The sequence below is a fragment of the Acidobacteriota bacterium genome (assembly GCA_003225175.1).
Lineage (GTDB): Bacteria > Acidobacteriota > Terriglobia > Terriglobales > Acidobacteriaceae > Gp1-AA112.
In genome coordinates this window covers 17886-37903 of the sequence record QIBA01000041.1, presented here as the reverse complement: position 1 = coordinate 37903, position 20018 = coordinate 17886, and the positions used below count along the sequence as shown (strand labels likewise).

The window sequence follows — 20018 nt, the reverse complement described above, 5'->3', positions numbered from 1 at the left end:
CGCTCTACTTCCTGAAAGCAACATTAATCAACAATTTCTCTCCACTCACGTCCACAACATTGCAGAACGTTCGTTCGCCGTGACGGCTGAAGTCCAGGGACACGCGGCTCTTGCCGATGTTCAGATTGCTGATTCGCAGGTAGTCGAGCCAGTCGGGCAGCATCGGATTCACGATATTTAATTCCTTGCGATGCGCCGATGGGCGTATGCCGAGCAGCGATGTGAGCAGGAGGAAGAAGGCTCCGGACGCCCATGCCTGCGGTGAACAGGAGACCGGATAATGCACGGGCTCATCGTTTTCATGCCGCTGCACTCCACAGAAGAGTTCGGGCAATCGGTAATCACGAAAATTTAGTGCAGCCTGATAGAGCGCCGTGAAGATCTGCTTAACTTCATCTCTAAAACCATACAAAGCCATTCCGTGACCGATAAGCGAGTTATCGTGAGGCCAGACTGAGCCGCGGTGATAGCTGAGCGGATTGAACACACGTTCTGAGCGGGCCAGCGTGCGCCATCCCCAGCCTGACTGCATGTCGTCTCTCATCAGGCGCTCCACCACCAGCCGCGCACGATCTTTGGCGACCGTTCGAGTGAAGAGGAGATGCCCCGCATTCGAAGAGATCACCTCCATGGGTCTCTTGGCACTGTCTAGTCCCATCGCGTAGAAGTTCTCTTCTGGCAGCCAAAACGCCTTTTCAATTCTCTTAGCGAATTCCGTGGAGCTCTTTCGCAGCTTGTCGGCCCGCATCGTATCGCCAACGAGCCGCAGCAGTTGCGCCATGCGGTACTGGGCCTCATGGCAGTACCCCTGCACCTCCACGAGAGCGATTGGCGGGTTGGCCATGCTGCCATCGCGATGCATGTTTGCGTCCCACGAATCTTTCCAGCCCTGGTTAATAAGTCCTTTCGGCGATCGCCGCTTGTATTCGACTAGTCCATCGCCGTCGAGGTCGCCGTAGTTCTCGATCCAATCGAGAGCGGAACGAGCTGCGGGCAGGAGTTCCTGCACTAGCTCAGCGTCTCCTGTCCAGTTGAAAGTCTCGCTGAGCAATATGAGAAATAACGGTGTGGCATCAACGGACCCATAATAAGGACTGAATGGCATTTCCCCGGCGCGGGTCATTTCGCCGGTCCTATATTCATGGGGAATTTTTCCCGGCTCTTCATCGAGCCAGTCATTCGATCGCTTTCCCTGATATCTGGCCAGCACACGCAGCGTCTCGCAGGCGAGCCGCGGATTGAGCAGCAAGGACTGATACGCGGCGATCAGAGAGTCGCGACCGAACATCGTCGCAAACCATGGAATACCGGCAGCGAGAATGTGCTGATCGCCGTCAGGAATCTGTAATGCATGGAAATCGGCAGTGCAGGTTTGCATTGCATGATCGAAGATGTCGTTGCTGCTTTCGAATCTGGTGGATGCCTCTTCCCAGCGGCGATATGTTTCCCGCCTCTCCCGGAAGCCCAGCACAACGCTCTTTTCCTTCGAGCGAGCAGGCTTATCGCCGACCCGGCAAGTAATCGTGTTCAACAGTTCACGGAATCCGGTTGCCGGAACTTTGAGCCGCCACCGAAGGAAAGGACTCTCTACCTCATCTGGTGGCGTTTGAAAGCGGATCGTCGTCTCCCGGGCTATCCCGTCCAGACCGACGTAGAAGAAGACCAATGAATCTCCCTGGAGCTTAGGCTTGTAGTAGTGTCCGGACTTATTGCGCGCACATCCACGCACCTGGAAAACATCGACAAAATCCGCCTCCACTGCTATCTCAACCAGCAGTTCCGCTTCCGACTGATTGAAATTGGAGAAAGTAATTGAGTCATAAAACACATCGGAAACGAGAAGCTGCTGGCGGCGAATGTAAACTGTGTTTTCCGGCAAATCGAACGAATTGATCTGTGCAAGAGTGGTGGTAGTAAGTTCTATTTTTGAGGCAAAGGTCTTCTCTGTGCTGGAGGAGAGGACAACGGTTCTTTGTCCTCCTATCTTCAGCTCGAGCCTGCTCAGGAAGCGCGTATCGTCGTGAAAGAAACCAACGTCAGGAGCTCCCGGCGGCGTGATATCTCCGGCAACCGTGGTGGAGAGAAAGGTCTTTCCATTAATCAGAGTAAGGTTATTGACTTTTCTCGGCTCATGAACGAGAAAGCCGAGCTGTGGTTCGGGATACGGAGAAGCTACTTCCTCGAGTTCGTCGAGGGGAATTCTGGTGGCCGTGCTCATGCCGCCGTTCCGGGCTCGATCGTGAAGGATATCGTGTCTGTCTCGGGCAGTACCAAATCAGCGTTCGTAATTAATGACTCGTACAAGCGCGCGTAGTCTTTGGCCATCTTCTCAGTAGAAAAATTCATTTCCGCGTAATGCCGGACGGAAGCGCTCGGGATGGACAGGTTGCGAATGCGTTCCACCATCTGATCCGCGTTCTCACAGACGTAGCCTGATATTCCATCGCACACTACTTCAGCTACCGATCCGCCACGCAGCGCGATTACGGGCGTTCCGCAAGCCATGGCTTCGATCATCACTAATCCAAAGGGTTCGTCCCATTGGATCGGAAACAGCAACGCCATAGAATTCCCGAGGAGTTCATTCTTGATCTGCTGATCGGCCTCGCCAATGAACTCGACAAATTTGCCGTCTATGTGCGGCTTGACTTCATTCTCGAAGTAATCCTTGAACTGTGGCTGTACCTCGCCGGCCATCCTGAGCGGAATGCCGAGTTTTTTGGCAACTTCGATCGCAATGTGGGGGCCCTTGACCGGAGCAAATCGGCCAATGAAGCTCAGGTATGGCTGCTTCTGCTTCTGAAACTGATAATCGTCCATCGAAATTCCATGATGGATCGTCGTCATCTTCGGCATCGCCTCAAACGACTTCTGAGAATCGCTGATCATGACGTAGTTGATGTCCGGATACGAGGCATAGAAGTCACTCAGAAGATTCTGCCGGGGATGATGCACCGTGTACACGACTGGAACGTTCACAAAACGGGTAGCCGCCAACCCCGGCGCGTTGTTCAGGTGAAGGATGTCGCAATCGTGCATCGCATCTTCGACTGCCCAGAAGGTGTGATTCACGTCTTTCAAGTTTGAGAAGATCTCGCCTTCGAGAGGCCATTCTGATTTCGGATAGAGAAAGCGGACCTCCACCTTGGCAGTTGAATCCCCTGTTGCGTATAAAACCACATCGATTCCGTGCGCTTTTAGACTCTGCACGAGATAACCGACGAAGAGCTCCGTTCCGCCATATCGTTTTGGGGGAACTGGAATGAACGGAGGAGCGACTACAGCAACTCTCATTGGACTCCTTGGGTTGGACTGTGGGGCAGACTACGTGCTGCTTCACCGGATGGAGCTTCTGTTTAGATGCGGAAAAGGATGGTAGCGTTGGCGCGCAACTCGGCGCCGATGATTTAACTCACCTGCACAACTTCTTCTTCCTGCTGCGAACCAGGAGTAGCGATTTCGCGCTTCTGAATTGGCGCGCCAATGGCCTCTTCAAATTCAATAGCCCGTATCTCGCTGGTGTGCTTAGCCAGAGCTCTCGCTTGGGCAGCATCGCCGATGGCGCGCAGCTCCGAATCCGGCAACGCCAAATATCGCTCGACGTCCTGAGCATCGGCCGCAAGCAGGATCTCACGTCCCGGAATAAAGAAGGAATCGAGCCCTGGCCAGTTGTCTGAAACGATGACTGCGCCGCAAGCTGCGGCCTCAAAAAGACGCACTGAAGGCGAGTAGCCAGCGATAACCATCTCGCGCCGAGTAAGATTCAGTGTAAGCCGCGAAGATGAATAAAAGCGAGCGTGCCATTTTGGATTTAGGTGTGTAATCCGCCGGACATTTTTTGGCCAGCGGATACGCTTTGGATATTGCGATCCAGCGACTGTGAAGCTCGACTCCGGAGAGTCGGTGGCGGCGCGTACAAGTAGCTCTTCGAGCTTCGCCTGCCGATCAGGGGCATACGTACCCATATAACTCAGGTCACATGCGAAACGCTTGTTTGCGGGAAAGCGATGATATTCACATGGATCGAAAGAGCAGTAGAGGGGAAACGCCGATTTTGCCCCGAACTTCTCCTCGATTTCGCGCAGCATCGGCCCGCCGGTGAAGCTGAAATAAATATCGAATCCAGACAGCTGCGCTGCGGTTACATAGTCTGTACTTCCCTTTTGCCCGAGGTTGGCGATCGTGATCGGCGTATCGATGTCGTAAAAGGTTTTCGCGCCAGCTCGGCTGTCGAGCAACTCGTCGATGGCGACTACTCCATCCGGAAAGTATGAACCGACCATTCCCACATCGGCATCGGCCAGCTCTTTGCGCGCCTTGCTCGACACGTCTGACCAGTTGTCATAAAGGATCAGCCGGCAGTAGGGCGGCTCGGGGAGATCGCGATTATGGGCGTACCACTCCGTTTCCTTTTCGAAAAATACGATGTCGTGCTTGCGTTCATGTAAAGCTTTAAGGAGTGCACGGAAGGTGGTGGCGTGGCCGTTGCCCCAGGCAGAAGTAATCGATAAACCGAAGACAACGATCTTCATAAGCGGCTACGCTACTGCGCTCTGCTGGTTTTCGACGCGCGCCAGGAGTTCAGATAACTGTTCCGCGCGCTGAGCGTAGGTGTGGTCCCGTAGAGCGCGCCGCCGCATGGCGGTTCCGATTTGCGCAGCACGCTCATCACTCGTATTTCTCAGAACGTCCACGATTTCGTTCGCATCTGAGACCAATAGGATCTCTTCGCCCGGTTCAAAGAAAGTTTCGATTCCGGTCCAGGCATCAGTCACAACACATGCGCCCTCTCCAGCAGCTTCAAAGACACGGGTTGGCGGAGAGAAACCAACGCTCGCCATGGAGTCTCGATTGAGATTCAATACCATGCGAGCCGAGCAATTTACGCGGTTGTGATCTGAGGTGCCGACATGTCCAATCCACCGGATATTTTCTGGCAAACGCTTCCCTTCCCAGCCCTCGCCTCCCAAGATGAAACTTAGTTCAGGCGCAAGGTGCGCTGCCGCGATAAAGAAATCTTCTACCCTTCGTTCCCTATCGGGAAGGCGGTTGGCGACAAATACGAGGTCGCACTTCAGCGATGAATCCTTTGGCGCCGGATGGTGAGTGGTTGGATCCAGGGCGTTGTAGATTGCACAACAATCGCGTGCGCCCAGGCGGCGGTAATGATTTACAACTGGTGGTCCGCCCCCATAGGTCAGAATCAGGTCGTACTGAGGAATGAGTAACCGAAATGGGTCACTCCGGTCCTGCTCGATACGGGAGAGGGTTGCGGGAGCATCAACATCCCAAAAGACGCGAATGGCAGCGCTTTCAATTTCACGTGCTACTGCAAATTCCAGTTCGGGGTCGTCAACTCCTACGCCGCTGTGCTTGATAACGAGGTCCGCTCGGGCAGCCTGCTCGAAGATTTTCGAAAGGTCTGATGGGCTCGAATACACCAGACTCTCGACATAGCTGTAGTCGCCCGGATCGCGCCGCTGCTGTCGGCCATAGGCATCGGGTTCTGCGAAAGTGATCTGATGACCCAATCGGGCGAGGTTACTGTAAATGCCCCGATAGTAGGTTGCGGCTCCGTTCCAGTATGAGGAGGTAATGCTGGAACCGAAGACGAATATCTTCACTATGCGCACTCCTCGTAGATGCCCAGCAACTGTTCTGCGCGATGACCACAGGTGTGGTGCTTTTCGATCGTCTCTCGTCCACTCACTCCGAGCTGCGCGCGTGCGGCATCGTCGCGGAGAAGGGCTTCTATCGCCGCGCGCATGCTTGGGCCATCAGGCACGCACAGGTAGTCTTGCCCAGGTCGGAACATATTTTCGGTATCCGTCCAGGGCGAGCACACTAGTGGCGTTCCGCAAGCGAGCGCCTCAAAGACGCGGATCGTTGGGATCCCACTTAAGCCATTGGCATACTGACGCCGTGGAACATGCAGCGTAAGAGCGCTCCTGCTGTACACCTGTGGAGCCTTCAAGTTGGGCAGATAGCCGCGGTATTCAATTCCGGACTGGCGCAATTGCTCGAGCGCGTTTTCTGGATAGCGAACTCCGTATGCAACGATTCGGCGACCCTGCAACGCACTGGCTGGCTGGAGCAGAAACTCCATCAACTCACGCGTACGCTCATCATCACCCCAGTTGCCGATCCAGAGGACATCGGTCTCCTGTTTTTCACGTCGGGGAGCAAAAACCTCGGCATCGGCAGCTTCGTGAAAAGTCCAAACCCGGGGCACACCGAATCCGTCCGCATAGATTCGACGGATGGCCTCGCCGAACGCTAGTACCCCGTCGACTTTGTGCAGGTGAAATTTCAGGATTTCCCTCGGCCTCGTGTAAGCGCGGTGATGTGTGTCGTGGAACAGGGCCTTGAATCCGTACTTTTCCTTGAATGCGAGCACCTTGTTGGCGACCGAAGGGTCATTCCATTCGTGGATGAGAACCAGGTCTACTTCCTTGAGCTCTTCCTCCAGGAAGCCTTCCAAGGTCGCGTCGTTCTTGTAGAAGTGGATATCGAGCTCGGAGTAGATCCGCCGAAAGTCGTCGACGGCTTCAATCGCGGTCTCACCTTCCTGGCGAATGAGATTGGCAAGCGACCATGCGCCCAGCTCCTCGTACGAGCGAACCTGATGGCCAAGACGAACCAATGCGCGCGACAATCCGCGCAGGAAGTGCGCGTTGCCATGGTTCCAGTCAGATACGAGAGAGTGTGCGAAGACCCGAATTCGCAGCTTGCCGTTCAAGCGGCCGCAACCTCCGAATGGACTAGGGAACGGTAATGGGCTAGATAGCTTTCGGCCATCTTCTCGGAACTGAACTGCCTGCGTGCTCGCTGCAGGGCACGATCTCCATATTCCGAACGCCGCAGGGGGTTAGATGCAAGTTGCTGAATTGTGAGTACCAGGCTGCCGGAATTGTTTTTCTCGAAGTAAATCGCGTCTTCGCTCCAGACCTCGCGGAATGTTTCTATGTCATTCGCAATGATCGGGCAGCCTGACAGTGCAGCTTCCAACGGCGCTAGACCGAAGGGTTCGTAGCGCGAGCTGGCGACGTAGATGGACGCTCCCGCAAGCAATTGGCGCAGTTGCTCTTCGGATTGAGGTCCAATCACGCGAAGATTGGCGAGGCGACCCATCGATTGAGCCGAGGCAATGGCTCCTTGGGGACTCTGTTCGGATCCCACCAGGATTGTCTGCAACGGAAGGTCATCACGAAGCAATAAGTTCGCCTGTTTACCCGCATCCCAGAGCCTTCCGATCGAAACTGCGTAATGTTGCTTCGCCGCATTGGCGACGAAGAGTCGTGGGTCGCGACCGTTGTACACGACGGCTTTCTTCCCAGGCTCGCCATAGTGATGGCACGCCTGGTCCAACATCCAGTGAGTAGGAGCGATTACCAGATCGGCTCGAGCGAAACCGCGAACTACGTTCTCGCGGTACTGCCGAATCCAATCGTTTGCCGGTGGCTCGACACCATGTACGGCAACCCACCAGCTGACGACGTCGCTATGGGCGACCACGATTTTGGGTTGCCCGCAGTCAAGGCTCCCATAATAGAACTGATTGAAATGAAGTAGATCGGGCTTCGTTTCCGCGATGAGAGATCGAAGAAGTTCGGCAGATTGCTCTAAGTCGGATTGCGCGTCCTGCATCCACTCCAGACGGAACGCGGTTGGGTAGTACGACACTAATGGAAGGTCATCGAGCCACTTGGATTGCTGTGCCGATGGAATCTCCCCAAAGCTCACCAGAGTAATGCGGATCCCCTGGCGAGAGAGCTGCGTGACCAGTTCGCGGGCAAAGGTCCAGACGCCGCCGATGGTATCCGCAGTCATCAATACGTGCATTCAAGATCCTCGATCGCGGCCGGCTGCTGCTCCTGGATATCGCTGAAACCCTTGTCCTGAAATTGGGACATGTAGAAGTGATGTGCCCGCTCCCAGGCACTGTCGTCGGGCGACTCACCGAACGTTTGCACGTAGAGAGGACTGCCGGGAAACGGAAACATCGGAACAGGCTCGCTGACCCACACGCCGTGTGACTTCAACTCGTCCTGCCATTTGCGAATCTGGACCTTGTCGTCCTGCTCCGTAAGGATCAGATTCGCCTGTACCCAGGGAATTCGCTGGCGCGCATAGATCAATAGCTCACTAATGCGGCAGGTATCGATCCGGCAATTCTTGTTCAGCTCTTCCCTGCCCTGTTCAGTAATTGATTCCACACCACATTCCATCGAAATACAGTGGGCGCGACCAAGTAGATCGAGTGTCTCCTCGGTCCAGAGATCGATTCGCGTTTGGAAGCCAATCTTCACCGGTCGTTCGGCGATGCCTTCGAGCAATCGCAAGACATTCTTACTGACGCCAAATATTTCATCGATAAAGTAGATGTAGCCGACTCCGCGGGCTATTAGGTGATCGATTTCGATGAGTACTGCGTCCACCGAGCGCTCACGGAATTTGTTGCGGAATAATGTCTTATTGCAGAAGGTGCATGACCATGGACAGCCGCGTGCGAACTCGAGTTCAGCACCTCGGGCTTGCCCACTAAAGACATGGTGACAATGCCCGTGGAGTTCGACTGGATAGTTGTGGAAGTCGAGCGCACTGAGCGCCTTCATATCTGTGACTCCCAATGCGGAGCTGATGTGTTCGCCTTTGTCATCGCGCCAGCAGCAACCGACGATCTCCTGCCAAGGCTTGTAGGCGAGCTGCGGCAAGGTCTGATCAGGTTCCCCGCGCAACGCGAGATCACATTTCGTCTTGCGCAACGTAGCACCAGGTGTTGCCGACGGATGAGGACCGATTGCTACGTGCGTCCCACTGCTGCGCAGAGCTGAAAACCATTCTCCCGGCACGCGCAGCTCAGGCGGCGGACAACGCCAGAAAAGGTACGACGGAGCAGTCGGGATTACCAGGAAGTCAGGTCGAAAATCACGAATTCGCGGCGAAGCCTCAGTGGTAGTGAGGTTCTCGACCTGAGCGTCCACAAGCAAAGCTTCACTTCCTGCCTGAAGCACCTGGTCGAAGGCGAAGAGCAACTCCAGGGGGTAGTGTGGCTCCTGACAGCCGAAGTAAGTTGAACCTGTGAAGTTCCAATTTGGGTTTATGAAAGCGTACCGCATCAGGCTGCCCTCTCAAGCAACGTGGGTGACAGAACGGGTTCGGCACGCTGCCGGACCGGAATATCGCCGAAGAATTCACGATGCTCTTGCCAGAATTGGTGGATGGCAGCCAACGTTTGGCGAACCGAGGAACGCGGCTTCCAGCCGGTGTGCCGAGCTAACTTCGAGTAATCGCTCACGTAAATCTGTTGATCTCCGGCCCTGCGGGGGCCCGTTGTGTACTCCAGCCGCTCGCCGGTGAGAACCTCGATCTCATCGATGAGCTCCATGAGGGAAATCGTGTTTTCTGGCCCGCCCCCCACGTTGTAAATCTGTCCAGCAGTTTGAGGCAATGACGTGCGCACCGCGTCGAATGCGCGTACCAAGTCCTTCACGTGAAGTACGTCTCTCACTTGATACCCGTCTCCATAAATGACGAGTCGACCGCCGCGCAATGCTGTGTAGAGGAAATGCGCTACCCAGCCCTGATCTTCATTCCCGTATTGCATCTCGCCGGCGATGCAAGACATGCGAAATACGACAGTGGGTAATCCGTACATTCGTGAGTACTCCCGAGCGTACTGATCTGCGGAGCCTTTCGAACAGCCATAGGGTGAATGGAAATCGAGTGGTTGCTCTTCAGAGACACAGGTGCGATGTGCATAGGCGTATCGTCCTCCTCTGAGCTCCAGTTGTTCCTCAAGCATCTCCCCATACACCTTGTTGGTGGAAGTGAATAGGATGAACGGCTGATTGCCAGAAAGGCGAGCACCTTCGAGGATGTTAAAGGTCCCTATAATATTGGTCTCGAAGTCGCACCTTGGGTTGGTGATCGAGCTTGTGACCGCGACCTGCGCTGCAAATTGATATATCTCGGTAGCCTCCCCGCAGGCGCGCTCGACTGCTGACGCGTTGCGCACATCGGCTACGGTGACGCGAAGCCGTCCAGATCGCCCAGCCGCTTTCCTCAGCAGCTCCAAGTTGTGCTGAACGCCCCGACGGGAGAGATTATCGAAGACATGCACGCTCGCCTCGGTTTCGAGGAGCACATACTGCGCAAGATTCGCGCCAATAAAACCTGCGCCGCCGAAGATCAGTACCGATCGCCTCTCTGAATGATTACTATCCATCTCTAGTTCCTCAACACTTGGCCCTGCTACGCCGTGAGACCGAAGGTTTGTAATTCCGCAACCATGCGCTCGGCCTTGTCCTCGGGAGTCTGCTCGCGCAGCCAATCAACCAGTTCAGCGACTCCATCCTCAAATCGGACTTTTGGTTCGTACCCGAGAAGTTCGCGTGCTTTGGAAATCTTTCCAAAACAATGGCGGATATCTCCAGCCCTGTACTTGCCCGTGATTTCACAGAATATCTGGAGGCCCATCGCTCGCGAGAGCACTGAGGCGACCTCACGAATCGAAATGGGCCGCCCAGACCCGATGTTGACGGCATGGCCGTTAGCTTTTTCCGATTCCATAGCGAGCAGATTTGCGTTCACGATGTCATGAACGCTGACAAAGTCGCGCATCTGGCGCCCGTCTTCGAAAACTAATGGCGCTTTTAGGTGCAGAAGACGAGAAGCAAAGATCGCAGCAACTCCGGTGTAGGGATTTGAGAGAGCCTGGCGCGTCCCATAGATATTGAAGTAGCGCAGAGCTACAACTGGCAGCCCATAGGTCCGGCCATAAAGCAGGCAGATCTCCTCCTGGTCCTTCTTCGAGAGCGCATAAACTGAGGTGCATTGCAGAGGTTTGCTTTCGGCCGTGGGCACAGGAGTAAGTTCAGCACCACAGTCCGGGCACTTTACCTCCCACTGTTTTCTAGCAAGCTGCCCGATGTTCCTCGGGGAGGGGACAGAATCGCCGCAGTTGGGGCAAAGATACTGCCCTTCTCCATAGATTGACATCGACGACGCCACTACTAGTTTTTCGACCCGCGCTTTTCGTTCGAGCAGCGCCTGTAGCAGCACTGCTGTACCTTGGGTATTCACTCCCATGTAGTCGGAGATCTGGTACATCGATTGGCCGACTCCGACGGAGGCGGCAAGGTGAAAAATGACGTCCACGCCTTCAATCGCTTTCCGAACTGCGTTCTCGTCCCGCATATCCCCGGCGACAAATTCCGCATTGCCGGAAAGATACGAGGGCACTCCACACCCATGAACCTGAGGAGACAAGTTGTCAAAAATGCGGACGTCGTGCCTCAGAGCGATGAGCGCATCAGCCAAGTGTGAGCCAACAAAACCTGCTCCACCTGTGATCAAGATTTTCTTTGTGATCATCTGCCTCAATTCACTTTCCAGTGTTGTTCTCACCTTAGAACCGAAGGCGCCGCCATTTCTTCCGGCATTGCGTAAGCCGAGTTCGTTCGAACAGGCGCAGGTGCATAGCGTGATACCGCCCATTGCGCGAATTCCGCGAACGTGTTTGGATCCTTCGGCGGACTCGTATAATGCGGCGCAATGCCTAGATGCTCTGGCGTAAAGCACAATGTGAGCGTCGTATTAAACGGCTCAAGAGCCTTCATCTGGCGGTCAAACCACAGCTCAGCGTTTTCACGATGGCTGTCGGCCCAACTCACCCCAGTCCGGAGATACCGAACTTTGAGTCTATGCAGCCACTCAACGGCTGAATCCAGTCGATGGTCTTCGTAGTGAAACCATTGACAGATTCCAAGTCCCTCAGGAAATTCCGCCGCTGCCATCTTAGGGGTTTCATCCTCACGCAATAAGCCCATGTAGTAGTGGCGGTAATAGGCGCTTCCTTCCGCTTCTTTATGGCGTGTAGTTGCAGTCCAGGAGGCCGGTAGATCAAAGAGACTGTACCAGTGAATGCGTTCCACATTCCCGAGCAGCAGCTCAGACATCCTCTGTAATCCGAACAGCTGAACCTCTTCGGCTCCGAAAGATGAGGCCCCGACTTCCGAAATCCAGACCGGGAGCTTTGTCACCGCCCTGATTTCATCCACCTTCGCGGGCCACTCGTTGACATTCCAGTGATTCCAGTCCAGAGGAAAGCCGTGGATTGCAACGACGTCCACGGCGTTCAGAATGCCATGTGAGCCCATCAGCTGAATGAAATTAGGATCGATAGGCGAGATCCCGCCCAGTACGATGGGCAGCTCGGGATTCACGCTGCGGATTGCCTTGCCTGCAGCAATTGCCATTTCCGCGAACTTCTTCCAGTCAGGATCGATTTTGAAATCCCAGTGGGAGAGGTTGTTGGGCTCGTTCCAGAGCATCACCGCTTCAACCATTCGTGCATTCCTCTATCGTTCTTTGAGACCTTACAAAGTTCCCGAAAGTTCAAGATCAAGTAGGTACTTACCATCCCGTTGCACGCGACGTGGTTCGCAGACGTAGGTTTCCGACTCTGGCTGGTCAAGGATTTGCAGACCCGAACTACGCAAGATTCCCTCGACCGCACCACGATTTGGGATCCACCAGTTCGTGTAGTCGCTCGCGTAGCTGTTCTCAATGAAGTACATGCAGGGGAAATCAGGATCCTGAAAGGGCTTCACATCCCAAAACTCGTAATCCCCGTTCCATGTTCGCTGTTCCATCGATCCGCGCATCATGCTTTGGAAGAAGAGCCTTCCGGCGACTTTCTTAATGATCTTGTCGAGAGCAAATAGCGGATATCGAAGGTGGTAAAACACGCCGAGGAACAAAACGTAGTCAAACTGTCCGGGGATTTGATCCACATCGTAGACCGAGCATTTCTGAAATTCGATTTTCAAGCCGAGAGTCTCGGCAGCAAAGCGAGCCTGATTCAGATAGCGCTCATCGACGTCCACTCCGAGGACCCTGCCTGCTCCGCGTTTCTTGAGGGCAATTGAATAAAATCCGGCGTTGCACCCGATATCCAGAACGGACGCTCCTTTTAGGTCCTCCGGGACGGCTTTCGAAATGTCCTTCCACTTTACGTTGGGAAAATCACCGAGGAAGTGATCTGGGGCTGTCCAGACTCCGTTGAGATTGATGTTATGAAACCAATCGCCTAGGGCGATGATTCGTCGGGTCAACTCTGGGCACGACTTCGCCGCCTCGACCTGGGGATCGTGAGCAGACGGGCTTGAACTCAGTGACTCGATGGTCAATTGGCTGTTTGTTTCAGCCTGCAATGTAAGATCTTCTCCCTAGGTTCATTCGGGTTTTTTCAATGAGGTTCGGAACCAACGTTGTGATGCTTGCCCAAACAGGAGGTTTAAGCCCGCACAACCGAGTGAGCAGTTAGAGCAAAGCGGGCCTGATCTGGATGCCCGTCTCATCGCGTCAAAACACGCCAGAAATTCTGTGTTATCAGTCAGATGAATTCGAATTAAGAGTCTGTAGTTGCAGGGGAGCTCGACGGCAATAATAGTTGTGATGCACGGTTTTTATATTGACGGAGTTTCCTGTAGAGAGTGGTCTTACCTATTCCTAGCATACGAGCCGCCAGCAATTTATCGCCTTTAGCTTCAGCCACTGCATTCAGGATTGCGTGGCGTTCAACTTCTGCTATCGGAAGCACGCGGCCAATACGTCTTATAGGCTCGCTGGTCGAGAATGATGGTAATGTTATGTTTCCGCTAACTTGACTGGGGAAGTCGATAGGCTCCAGCGTCCCTCCACTGCCCAGCGCCACCGCGCGCTCGATAAAGTTCTCCAGTTCGCGAACGTTCCCTGGCCAGGAATATGTCTTCAACATCCGCACTGCCTCGCGTGAGATTTTCTTCCTGGGCTGGCCGGTATTTTGGGCAATTCGATCAAGAAAGGCATTCACTAGCTCTTCAATATCGTCCATGCGGTCTCGTAAGGGAGGCAGTTTGATGGTGACAACGTTGAGGCGGAAATAAAGATCTTTGCGAAAGCGGCCTTCTTTTATCGCAGCCTCGAGCTCGCGATTCGTGGCTGCGATTACGCGAACATCAATGCGAATGCGCTTTGTACTACCGACGGGACGAATCTCCTTTTCTTGTAGGGCCCGCAAGAGCTTTCCTTGAACTTCCACTGGAAGTTCGCCAATCTCGTCGAGGAACACCGTTCCACCCTCCGCGATTCGAAGCAGTCCGTCTTTGGCCCTCTCTGCTCCTGTGAATGCTCCTTTCTCATGACCAAACAGTTCGCTTTCTAACAGTGTCGGAACCAGCGCCCCACAATCTACTGGGATAAATGGCCGCTCATGACGTATGCCGCTAAAGTGAATGGCCCGGGCGACGAGTTCCTTGCCCGTGCCGCTTTCTCCCAGAATGAGTACAGGATGGATGTTCGCGGACACTTTCTCGATGACCTTGTAGAGCTTCCACATCACTGCCGTCTTGCCGACGATGCCGTACGCTGCTTCGGCATCTATGGGTTCCCTGACTGCTACACGGGCTGTGCGAGAATGCTCCACGGCGCGCACGATTGTAGCTTCCAGGAGTTTTCCCTCCAAGGGTTTAGGCAAATAGTCAAATGCGCCCAATTTCGCGGCTTGCACCGCAGAGGCATAACTCGGATGGTCCGAGATCATAATGACTTGGGTTTCGGGATACCAATAATGAATGTGCCTCAGCAGCTCCAATTCCGCTCCTCCCGGAAGCTGCTCGCTGAGGAGGAGTACGTCGACTAGCCCTGATTCCAATACCTCGAGCGTAGCTTCAGAGTCGTGGGTGTTACGCAGCACCGAGCGGGCAGCCGCAGCTGTGTCACGGCACAACTCAAGTGATTCCAGATCTGTGTCGGCGACCAGCAGTTCGGATACCGGTGGCACACCGCTTGTAGAAGAAGAAGGGGGCATCGACAAATCACCCTGGAATGCTCAATGAATCGGAGCGGGAAACGAGTAGGAAGCTGGCGCGGTGCACTTAGTCCCCATTGCAGACGTGTTTCCAACGCCTCAATTGGACAGCTAAGTGATTACAAACGGGCGGGTTCCGTTTTGGTCACGTCCTCCAGCGAGTTTGGTCACTTTGGGAGAAGCCGCTGAGGAGCTATGACCAAGCTTGGCTGTATGTCACTGAGCTGATGGTGGAAATACGCCATTATTCTACGATTCCCAATTTGGAGAATATTCCCATTTAGGGAGCACTTTCTGGGACGAAATGGTGTCGCTGAAATCCTCCTGCCACTACCCTTGTTCTATTCCCAGGGCTTTCCGAAACGCGATAACATTCAGCTATAATGAAAGATTCCCTACCCCTTTCTGGATCTCACTGAAGTGTTCCGAAGCGGCGGGGAAGTCTTCCTAGGATGTCAAACGAGAGCATTGTTGTACGGGGTGCACGGGTTCATAACCTGAAGAACGTGGACTTTGAGATCCCGCACAATACCCTGACTGTCGTTACCGGAGTCTCCGGATCGGGCAAATCTTCTCTGGCATTCGACACAATCTACGCTGAGGGCCAGCGGCGCTATGTGGAGTCTCTGTCTGCTTATGCCCGTCAGTTCTTGGAAAGAATCGAAAAGCCTGATGTCGACCTGATTGATGGCATTTCGCCTGCCATCGCCATTCGGCAGAAAAACACTACTCGAAACCCCCGCTCAACCGTTGCGACTGCGACTGAAATCTACGACTATCTGCGTCTGCTATTTGCCCGGATCGGACGCACCTACTGCGTGAACTGTGGTATCGAAGTGAAGAAAGACACTGTCGATGAAGTGTTCACGGCATTGAGCCAATTGCCTGAGGACACGAGATTCCATGTGTTGTTCCCGGTTACAGCCGCTCCCGCTCCCGGTATCACAGGAAAGAAATCGCGCGGCAGGGTCAAGGCGGCAGGGACTAAGAAATCCGAGCTAAACGACCAGCTTAAAGAACGGCTCGGCGAACTCCGTCGTAGAGGGTTCAATCGGCTCTATCAAAACCAGAACATCTATGAATTCTCAACTCCCGAGTCGCTCTTGGAGATTAACTTCGCTCAGCCCTTGTTCGTTCTGGTGGATCGAATAGTGTTGGCACCAGACCAGCGCGCTCGCATCGTGGATGGGCTTGAAATCGGCTATCGCGAGTCGGGAGAGGCGGTCTTCGAGATCGTGCCGCGCGACGAGTCTCCCCGTCGTCAACTTAGGTTTACTCAGCGTTTCGAATGCAAAGACTGTGGGCGCAAGTATGAAGAGCCAGAGCCGCGGCTGTTCTCGTTCAATAATCCTTACGGAGCATGCCAGCGCTGTCAGGGATTCGGGAACACCATCGACTTCGATCTCAACCTGGTGATTCCCAATCCATTGCTTACGCTGAATGAAGGAGCGATAGAGCCCTGGACCAAGCCCAAGTACAAGACTTTCCAGGCGGAACTAAAGCGCTTCGCCAAAGTACACGACATTGCCATGAACCAGTCCTGGTGCGACCTCGAGAACGATCAGAGGACATTGATCCTCCAGGGTGACGGCAAGTTTCCCGGTATAACCGGCTTTTTTGCACTACTGGAGCGGAAGAAGTACAAGCTTCACATTAGGGTCTTTCTGAGTCGCTACCGAGGCTATGCGACCTGCCAGGATTGTCATGGCCAGCGCCTACGGGCCGAGGCGCGCAATGTGAAGATCGAGGGTAAAAACATCTGTGAACTGACCGCCATGACAGTTGAGCACGCAGCCCGCTTTGTAGGCGAGGTGAAGCTCACTCCGCAGCAGGCGGAGATTGCCGAAAAGATTCTGGAAGAGCTTCGTGACCGGCTCGGGTTCTTAAACAGTGTGGGACTCGAGTACCTGACATTGGACCGCACTGCGTCGACCCTTTCCGGAGGTGAGTCGCAAAGAATTCAGTTGGCTACGTCGCTGGGCTCACGACTGGTGGGTGCGCTTTATGTCCTGGATGAGCCTTCCATCGGACTTCACAGCCGCGATACGGACAGGCTGGTTCGGATCTTGCATGAACTCCGAGATTTGGGAAATACCATCCTTGTGGTCGAACACGATTCCGAGGTAATGGCCGCGTCCGATCGTATCGTCGATCTCGGACCGGGTGCCGGCGAACTGGGAGGCAAGATCGTAGCGACCGGAACTTACGATGAGATTTCGCGCAACGCACACTCGTTAACTGGACGTTATCTTAGCCATAATCTCGCAATCCCAATTCCTCCTGCTCGACGAAAGCCTCGTGGCGAGTTGCGGCTGATTGGCGCCCGCGCAAACAATTTAAAAAATGTGAACGTCAGTATTCCTCTCGGAGTATTGGCGGTAATTACTGGCGTCTCAGGATCCGGCAAATCTACGCTCGTGCACGATGTTCTTTACAAGGCTGTAGCCGCGGTGACCGGCAGCACAGAGGCGGGTAGCGCGACAGGTCTGTTCCAGAAGCTCGAGGGCGGAGGGCAGATAAAAGAAGTGATCTTGGTAGATCAGTCTCCGATCGGTCGCACGCCCCGATCAAATCCCGTCACATATATCAAGGCCTTTGATGCTATCCGCGAGCTATTTGCTTCCCTTCCGGAGCCTCAGAAGCGCGGGTACTCCGCTGGACACTTCTCCTTCAACGTTCCCGGGGGACGTTGCGAAGCTTGTCAAGGCGATGGGACTGTAACCGTCGAAATGCAATTCCTTGCGGATGTCGAGCTCATTTGCGAGGAGTGCCGAGGAACACGGTACAAGAGCTCTGTCCTCGATGTCCGCTATAAAGGCAAGAACATCCACGACGTGCTGAACCTCACCGTCAAGGAAGCTCTCCATTTCTTCTCTGGAGTACCGAAAATCACAGATAAATTGCGAGTGCTCGAGGAGGTCGGGCTAGGCTATCTCCGGCTCGGCCAGTCGGCAACGACGCTCAGTGGCGGTGAAGCCCAGCGGATGAAGCTAGCAGCGCATTTGACTCCACGGTTCCGAGATGAGCGTACGTCAAACCAGGGCAGCGAGAACGGGAGCGGAACTCTGCGCAAGTCATCGCCACTTAGGACGTTATACATCTTCGACGAGCCGACCACCGGTCTGCACTTCGACGATGTAAGCAAATTGCTCGCAGCTTTCCGAAGGCTGATTGAAGCCGGCGGTTCCCTGGTTGTGATTGAGCACAATCTCGACGTGATAAAAGCCGCAGATTGGCTAATTGATCTTGGCCCAGAGGGCGGAGCTCGCGGCGGAGAGGTAGTTTCTGTTGGCACTCCAGAAGCAGTCGCGCGGAACAAGAAATCTTATACGGGTCAGTGGTTGTCACGCGTCCTATCCAAGAATGGGAATTCGCAGTCCAATGATGGCGTCGCTGTCGAATAGATTTTTTCCTGGCGTTGTTCTCCTGGCCAGCCTTAGCGCAGCCGCTGTTCAGCAAGACACACATCAGACAGTGCGGCACCATGCCGCTGCGCAACAAACACCATCGGCCGCGTCTGCGCTGCTCGATCAAGCAGAGGCATTGCTCGCCAACGGAGATTACTCTTCTGCTCAGCCATTACTTGAGAAGGCGGCAGTCAAAGATCCGAAGAGCTATCAAGCTTGGTACGACCTTGGATATTGCGAGCAGGCTCTTAACCACAACAGCGAAGCCCTTTCGGCGTACAAGAAGTCACTGGAAATCAATGCCGGCGTTTTTGAGACAAATCTGAATCTTGGTCTCCTCCTGGCGAATTCTGGTGAGCGGGATCAAGCGATTACATACGTTCGAGCAGCAACACAACTTCAACCCACCACTCATCGGGAGAGAGCTAAGGCGCATGCATGGCTCACGCTGGGCAGGCTTCAGCAAAGCAGCAAACCGGGTGAAGCGGAAAACGCTTTTATAGAAGCCGCGAAACTCACACCTGAAGATTCCGAACCACGTCTTTCATTGGGCGAGTTATACGAGAGCTCCGGCAAATTGGAAGCAGCGAGAACTCAGTATCGACAAGCAGCCGAGGGTGCTCAGGGTGACGCTCGCGATCGAGCTCTTCGTGGGCTGGTGAACATTGCGATTAAGTCAAAACAGTACGACCAAGCGGAGATGAATGTACGCCAATATCTGGCGACAAATCCTGCAGACTCGCAGGCTCATTTGCTGCTGGGCAGGTTGTTAGCGGCGCAAGGAAGAAATGATGAGGCACTGGCTCAACTCAGCGCAGCCGGAAACCAAAAAGATCCAAAAGTTTTGCGCGACAAAGCTGGACTCTTGATGGCGGTGAATCGAGAGGTCGAGGCAGTTCCTATCTATAAACAACTTGTGGAACAGAGCGGCAGCGATTCCGAGCTTCGCTATCAGTACGGTTTGGGGCTGATGCATCAGCACCATTGGCCAGAGGCTGAAGAACAGCTGCTGGCCGCAATAAAGCTGAATGCCAATCTCGCCACCGCGTACGGCGACCTGGCGGTGGTCGCCTCTGAGAACCAGCATTACGACTTGGCCTTGAAGGCTCTCGATATCCGCACTAAGCTACTAGGCGACAATCCGGGAACATACTTCCTGCGGGCGACTGCGCTTGACCATCTCCGTCGCTTTCCGGAAGCAACGCAGAGTTACACGCAGTTTCTGGCGGCGGCCAACGGCAAGTATCCCGACGAGGAATGGAAGGCGCGTCACCGTCTGATTGCGATTGAAAAGCTGAAGTGAAACGACTGCTCCTCATTCCGCTGCTGTGTTCAGTTTGCTCCAGTCTTCCTGCGGATAAGAAGGAGACTCCCGAACAGCAAACCACAGCAAGGATCGAGGAACTTAAGCAAAAAGTCGCACGCGATTCAGAAAAAGACTTGTGCATTGATGCGGCGGAGCTGGTCCGCGAACTGGTCGAGGAATTCGAGGTCCAGATGCATGCCGGCAGACTAGAACCAGCGCAGCAGGCATTAACCGATATCGGAACTTACGCAGACAAAGCACGTGACGGCTCGAAAAATACTCATCACAAATTAAAACAAGCGGAATTGACACTTCATAAAGCTTCGCGTCGCCTCGCCGACATTGCTCAGTCTTCGGCCGTAGAAAATCGCGCCGCGATCATGGCCGTCGTGAAGCGCATCGAAGCCGCGGACGACGAAATTCTGAATCAGATTTTTAAGCATTAGGGTAG

General features: G+C 54.3%; 15 protein-coding genes. 3 read left to right on the top strand and 12 right to left on the bottom strand.

The genetic code is table 11. The features are described 5' to 3' along the window. Positions 1-4 precede the first annotated feature (4 nt). The 12 genes from DMG62_10300 to DMG62_10245 all read right to left on the bottom strand — a co-directional run bounded on the left by DMG62_10300 (position 5) and on the right by DMG62_10245 (position 14854). On the bottom strand, positions 5-2218 hold the full coding sequence (locus DMG62_10300) for an amylo-alpha-1,6-glucosidase (GenBank protein ID PYY23039.1): 2214 nt from the start codon (positions 2216-2218) through the stop codon (positions 5-7). After that, positions 2215-3294 (bottom strand): glycosyltransferase family 4 protein, encoded by a 1080-nt coding sequence (locus tag DMG62_10295; protein PYY23038.1) that lies wholly within the window; start codon positions 3292-3294, stop codon positions 2215-2217. Before DMG62_10295 ends, DMG62_10300 begins: the two co-directional genes overlap by 4 nt. Before the next feature lie 113 nt (positions 3295-3407). Beyond that, positions 3408-4532, bottom strand: a complete 1125-nt coding sequence (locus DMG62_10290; protein PYY23037.1) for a glycosyltransferase — start codon at positions 4530-4532, stop codon at positions 3408-3410. 6 nt (positions 4533-4538) lie between these two features. Further along, a complete protein-coding gene (locus tag DMG62_10285) occupies positions 4539-5624 on the bottom strand; it encodes a hypothetical protein (GenBank protein PYY23036.1) in 1086 nt (361 codons plus the stop codon). Further along, positions 5624-6727: a glycosyltransferase gene (locus tag DMG62_10280; protein ID PYY23077.1), complete on the bottom strand. Its 1104-nt coding sequence runs from the start codon at positions 6725-6727 to the stop codon at positions 5624-5626. The genes DMG62_10285 and DMG62_10280 overlap by 1 nt, the downstream gene beginning before the upstream one ends. Before the next feature lie 8 nt (positions 6728-6735). Continuing rightward, positions 6736-7842, bottom strand: a complete 1107-nt coding sequence (locus DMG62_10275) for a hypothetical protein (GenBank protein ID PYY23035.1) — start codon at positions 7840-7842, stop codon at positions 6736-6738. Next, entirely contained in the window at positions 7830-9119 is a 1290-nt protein-coding gene (locus tag DMG62_10270) for a TIGR04295 family B12-binding domain-containing radical SAM protein (protein ID PYY23034.1), read from the bottom strand. Before DMG62_10270 ends, DMG62_10275 begins: the two co-directional genes overlap by 13 nt. Then, on the bottom strand, positions 9119-10228 hold the full coding sequence (locus DMG62_10265; protein PYY23033.1) for a CDP-paratose 2-epimerase: 1110 nt from the start codon (positions 10226-10228) through the stop codon (positions 9119-9121). The genes DMG62_10270 and DMG62_10265 overlap by 1 nt, the downstream gene beginning before the upstream one ends. A 26-nt stretch (positions 10229-10254) precedes the next feature. Beyond that, on the bottom strand, positions 10255-11376 hold the full coding sequence (locus tag DMG62_10260) for a nucleoside-diphosphate-sugar epimerase (protein PYY23032.1): 1122 nt from the start codon (positions 11374-11376) through the stop codon (positions 10255-10257). Positions 11377-11405: 29 nt separating this feature from the next. Then, the gene (locus DMG62_10255) at positions 11406-12350 is read right to left on the bottom strand and encodes a beta-xylosidase (GenBank protein PYY23031.1); all 945 of its coding nucleotides are present in this window, start codon (positions 12348-12350) and stop codon (positions 11406-11408) included. Between the two features lie 30 nt (positions 12351-12380). Then, positions 12381-13178, bottom strand: coding sequence for a TIGR04290 family methyltransferase (locus DMG62_10250; protein ID PYY23076.1), 798 nt, complete (start codon positions 13176-13178; stop codon positions 12381-12383). Positions 13179-13414: 236 nt separating this feature from the next. Continuing rightward, a complete protein-coding gene (locus DMG62_10245; GenBank protein ID PYY23030.1) occupies positions 13415-14854 on the bottom strand; it encodes a sigma-54-dependent Fis family transcriptional regulator in 1440 nt (479 codons plus the stop codon). Positions 14855-15306: 452 nt separating this feature from the next. Here DMG62_10245 and DMG62_10240 point away from each other — a divergent pair, with 452 nt between their 5' ends. The 3 genes from DMG62_10240 to DMG62_10230 are packed head-to-tail and all read left to right on the top strand — an operon-like array spanning position 15307 to position 20013. Further along, entirely contained in the window at positions 15307-18258 is a 2952-nt protein-coding gene (locus DMG62_10240; protein ID PYY23029.1) for an excinuclease ABC subunit A, read from the top strand. Then, entirely contained in the window at positions 18218-19564 is a 1347-nt protein-coding gene (locus tag DMG62_10235) for a hypothetical protein (GenBank protein PYY23028.1), read from the top strand. The genes DMG62_10240 and DMG62_10235 overlap by 41 nt, the downstream gene beginning before the upstream one ends. Further along, on the top strand, positions 19561-20013 hold the full coding sequence (locus DMG62_10230; protein PYY23027.1) for a hypothetical protein: 453 nt from the start codon (positions 19561-19563) through the stop codon (positions 20011-20013). The genes DMG62_10235 and DMG62_10230 overlap by 4 nt, the downstream gene beginning before the upstream one ends. Positions 20014-20018: the final 5 nt, after the last annotated feature.

Coding starts and splice junctions, on each gene's coding strand:
- DMG62_10295 (PYY23038.1), bottom strand. CDS start 3,294: ATGAGAGTTGCTGTAGTCGCTCCTCCGTTCATTCCAGTTCCCCCAAAA.
- DMG62_10235 (PYY23028.1), top strand. CDS start 18,218: ATGGGAATTCGCAGTCCAATGATGGCGTCGCTGTCGAATAGATTTTTT.
- DMG62_10275 (PYY23035.1), bottom strand. CDS start 7,842: ATGCACGTATTGATGACTGCGGATACCATCGGCGGCGTCTGGACCTTT.
- DMG62_10240 (PYY23029.1), top strand. CDS start 15,307: ATGTCAAACGAGAGCATTGTTGTACGGGGTGCACGGGTTCATAACCTG.
- DMG62_10300 (PYY23039.1), bottom strand. CDS start 2,218: ATGAGCACGGCCACCAGAATTCCCCTCGACGAACTCGAGGAAGTAGCT.
- DMG62_10245 (PYY23030.1), bottom strand. CDS start 14,854: ATGCCCCCTTCTTCTTCTACAAGCGGTGTGCCACCGGTATCCGAACTG.
- DMG62_10260 (PYY23032.1), bottom strand. CDS start 11,376: ATGATCACAAAGAAAATCTTGATCACAGGTGGAGCAGGTTTTGTTGGC.
- DMG62_10265 (PYY23033.1), bottom strand. CDS start 10,228: ATGGATAGTAATCATTCAGAGAGGCGATCGGTACTGATCTTCGGCGGC.
- DMG62_10270 (PYY23034.1), bottom strand. CDS start 9,119: ATGCGGTACGCTTTCATAAACCCAAATTGGAACTTCACAGGTTCAACT.
- DMG62_10290 (PYY23037.1), bottom strand. CDS start 4,532: ATGAAGATCGTTGTCTTCGGTTTATCGATTACTTCTGCCTGGGGCAAC.
- DMG62_10255 (PYY23031.1), bottom strand. CDS start 12,350: ATGGTTGAAGCGGTGATGCTCTGGAACGAGCCCAACAACCTCTCCCAC.